This window comes from Oleiphilus sp. HI0132 (assembly GCF_001635845.1).
The window spans coordinates 1-1,172 of sequence record NZ_LWGJ01001600.1 but is presented as its reverse complement, the minus strand read 5'-3'; the positions used below and the strand labels follow the sequence as shown (position 1 = coordinate 1,172).

Sequence of the window (1,172 nt, the reverse complement as noted above, 5' to 3'; positions counted from 1 at the left end):
GAGCTGGATGATCAGGGAATGGTCTTTGACTTCGGTCATGTAAAAAAGCAGATTAAGCAAATAATCGATGAAGAACTCGATCACCGCTTTGTGATATCAGCACAAGCCAAAAACCTTGAAGTAAAACAAGATAAAGGTGTGTGTGAGCTAAATTGGAAAAACGTCATGGGGTCTTATCAACACATATCCCCGGAATCAGCGGTGCTAGTACTTGATGTAAAAACCATCAATACTAAAACCGTTGCAGCTTATCTCGAAACAATAATTCTTAATGCCCTTCCTGACAATGTCAGTAAGGTCGAACTTTCTCTTAGTGAGGAGCACATTGACGGTGCTTATTACCACTATAGCCACGGCCTCAAAAAACATGACGGCAACTGCCAGAGAATCGTTCACGGTCACCGTTCAAAAATTGAGATATTTGAAAACCACCAACGAAATTTCGACTTAGAAGACTATTGGGCGGCTTGCTTCCGAAATATTTATATAGGTACGCAAGAAGATATTGTCGAGGAGTTTGATATTGACGGTAAAGCGCACGTAACGTTTGCCTATAGAGCACAACAAGGTAAGTTTAGTGTTACGCTCCCTGCCAAACGTGTCTACTTAATTGATAGCGACTCAACTGTTGAGTTAATTGCTCAACATGTCGCCCTACGCTGTAAAGAAATGAAGCCCGCCAACCATTATCGCGTCAATGCCTACGAAGGCGTCGGAAAAGGCTCTATTGCTGTTTCCAAATAAAGACACGCCCCTTACATAATTCGTCGGAAAGTTAGATTAATTCGCTCTGCAACCTCGCGTCGAGTTTTTGGCGCCTGGTGTAACCAATTCTTTTGCACGCCGGATTTCATTAGCAATAAAGAACCGTGCTCAAGCTCCAGCTGATATTTTTCTCCCTCTTTCCTTTTGTGTTTTAGCTGGAAGTAGCGACTTTGACCAAAGCTAAGTGAAGCGATAATCGGGTCAGGGCCTAAGCTTGATTCGTCATCACTATGCCAGGATACGCTGTCTTGACCATTACGGTAGCGGTTGACCAAGACACCATTGAATATTTCACCCGTACGCTGCTCTACCAAGATCTTTATATTTTGCAATAAGGGCGTCCAGTTTTTCGGCTTTGCAGCGATCCCAGAATAGCTGTAAGAGATGTTAGGATCACCATACCATGC

At 43.3% G+C, this 1,172-nt stretch carries 2 protein-coding genes; one reads left to right on the top strand and one right to left on the bottom strand.

Features of this window, described 5'->3' with window-relative positions; translation table 11 throughout:
• A partial coding sequence (locus tag A3766_RS24725) for a 6-carboxytetrahydropterin synthase (protein ID WP_156509112.1) occupies positions 1–744 on the top strand: 744 nt, incomplete at its 5' end.
• An 11-nt stretch (positions 745–755) separates the two neighbouring features.
• On the opposite strand, the gene A3766_RS24720 is transcribed toward A3766_RS24725, so the two are convergent.
• On the bottom strand, positions 756–1,172 hold a 417-nt coding region (locus A3766_RS24720; protein WP_068643162.1), incomplete at its 5' end, for an alpha-ketoglutarate-dependent dioxygenase AlkB.